General features: G+C 71.1%; 3 protein-coding genes and 1 pseudogene. 2 read left to right on the forward strand and 2 right to left on the reverse strand.

The genetic code is table 11. The annotated features are described in order from the left end of the window. Positions 1 to 923, reverse strand: a 923-nt coding sequence (locus H5J33_RS32205) for a DUF6397 family protein (protein WP_220212954.1), incomplete at its 3' end; no start/stop codon positions are given. Between the two features lie 127 nt (positions 924 to 1050). After that, entirely contained in the window at positions 1051 to 1464 is a 414-nt protein-coding gene (locus H5J33_RS32210) for a roadblock/LC7 domain-containing protein (protein ID WP_030775293.1), read from the reverse strand. 91 nt (positions 1465 to 1555) lie between these two features. On the opposite strand from H5J33_RS32210, the gene H5J33_RS32215 reads away from it, so the two are divergent. After that, entirely contained in the window at positions 1556 to 1984 is a 429-nt protein-coding gene (locus H5J33_RS32215) for a PPOX class F420-dependent oxidoreductase (protein WP_181798268.1), read from the forward strand. A gap of 60 nt (positions 1985 to 2044) precedes the next feature. Further along, positions 2045 to 2179, forward strand: a pseudogene (locus H5J33_RS38010) (SAM-dependent methyltransferase); the annotation flags it as partial.

Consider the following 2179-nt stretch of genomic DNA (forward strand, 5'->3'; position numbering starts at 1 on the left):
GAGGAGGAGCTTTCCGGTCCCGGGGACGACGACGGCCGCGGCAACCTCCGCTGCTCCTCCACGGCTCCCGTCACCGTACGGGCCATCGGCGGGATGGGCCGTGGCACGGCGCGGATCACCGGTGGGACACGGCGGGCGGCCGGGCGCGCGACGGGTGAGACACCGCGGGCCTCCTCGACCAGGCGTGCCAGCTCGCTGCGCAGCCAGCCGATCTCGTCCGCGTCCTGCGCCGTCGTGATCTGCTCGGCTGTGTGCGTGGCGGGTGATCCGGGGACACCGTACCCGGGTGGCGTGGACCGGAACCGGTTCAGGTGCGCCCGCTCGTACGGGTCCTTCACGATGTCCGCGACATCGACGGGCGTGAGGAAGGCGGCCACCGCCCCGGCGCGCTCCCAGGGGCCCTCGGCCCGCCGGAGCAGGAGTCCGAGATGGCGTCCGCGCCAGTTGCGTGCCCGCAGGTCGGCTCCCGCCGCCAGCCGGCCGCGCAGTGCCTCGGGCGTACGCCCCTTGAGCAGGCGCGCGTTGTCCGCTTCGGCCGCGAACTGGCGTAGTTCCTCCACCAGGTACAGCCAGACCACGGCTCGGTAGCGGTTGAGGTAGAACGCGACGGGCACGAGCAGGCCCAAGCGGGCGAGCCGGCTGAACCGGCCGGCCGGGATCTCCATGAGGGCGGCCCCCTCCGCCGTCCCCACGACCCGCACCCGGTCCAGGAGGGACTCGGGGAAACCGTCCTGGGCGCGGACGCGCTCGATCTCCGCGCGTTCCACCCGGCGGCCCCCTCCCCCGCCCTCGTCGGGCACGGTCCGGATGCAGCCGAGTTGCACGGCGCGCTCGAAGTCGCCTCGTCCGAGCCCCAGTTCGCGCGCGGCGTGGCTCGGCTTGCAGGTGTCGGGACGGGTGGGGTGGAAAAGGTCGGCCGACATGGTCGTGCTCCCCCGTGGAGTCCTTGGCTCACGCCCTGTGCGTTCGCCGTGCACCCACCGTAGCCGGTTCTTCGCCGACTCGTTCCGGGCCTGTGGATAACTCCACGGGGGTGATGAAACTCGCAGGTCAGGCGTCCGCTTTGCGAGTTCGCTCGGGTTGCCTGGCATCGATGCCGAGGTGTTCGCCGACCCGGTTGACGAGCAGGGTCATCTCGTAGGCGATCTGACCGATGTCGGCCTCCGCCCCGGTGAGTACGCACAAACAGCTGCCGGTGCCGGCCGCGGTCACGAACAGCACGGCATCGTCGTACTCGATCATCGTCTGGCGCACCCTGCCCGCGCCGAAGTGTCGTCCCGAGCCCTTGGCCAGGCTGTGCAGTCCGGACGCCACGGCGGCCAGATGCTCGGCGTCCTCACGGCGTAGGCCCGTGCTCGCCGCGGTGACCAGCCCGTCGTTCGACAGGACCAGCGAGTGGCGGACGTGGTCCACCCGCTCGGTCAGATCGTCCAGGAGCCAGCCGAGGCCCTGGTTCTGCGCCATGTCCCTCTCCCCGTGTGATGTCTCCCCCTGGCTGGAGGAACCCTCCGCCAGCCTTCCCCACGACCGGCGTACGGGCAAGCAGGATGGGCGCATGGCAGAGAAGATGACCGATGAGGAATGGCGGGCGTTCGTCTCGGACGGCACCCGCACCGGCAAACTGTCCACCGTTCGCGCCGATGGGAGCCCCCATGTGGCCCCGGTCTGGTTTCTCCTCGACGGGGACGACCTGGTGCTCACCACCGGCAAGGACACCGTGAAGGGGCGCAATCTGACCCGTGACGGCCGGGTCGCCCTGTGCGTGGACGACGACCGTCCGCCGTTCCACTTCGTGGTCCTGAACGGCGAGGCCGAGGTGTCGGAGGATCTGGCCGAACTCCGTCAGTGGGCCACCCGGATCGCGGCCCGCTACGTGGGCGAGGACAACGCCGAGGAGTACGGCGCCCGCAACGGCGTACCGGGCGAACTCCTCGTGCGCGTCAGCATCGACAATGTGGTGGCGGTAAGGGATCTCGCGGCCTGAGCCGCGGAGGCGTGACCGGCGCCCGCGAAGGCCGGGCGGTGGTACGGAATCATGCGGAGCATGAGCGACGACCACACACATGTCCAGGAATTCTTCACCGCCCGGGCCGCCGACTGGGACAGCCGGTTCCCCGATGACGGCCCCGCCTACGCGGCAGCCGTCGCCGACCTTGGGTTGCGCGAGGGGGACCGCGTC

This window comes from Streptomyces sp. WELS2, from assembly GCF_013870595.1.
Taxonomy (GTDB): Bacteria; Actinomycetota; Actinomycetes; order Streptomycetales; family Streptomycetaceae; genus Streptomyces.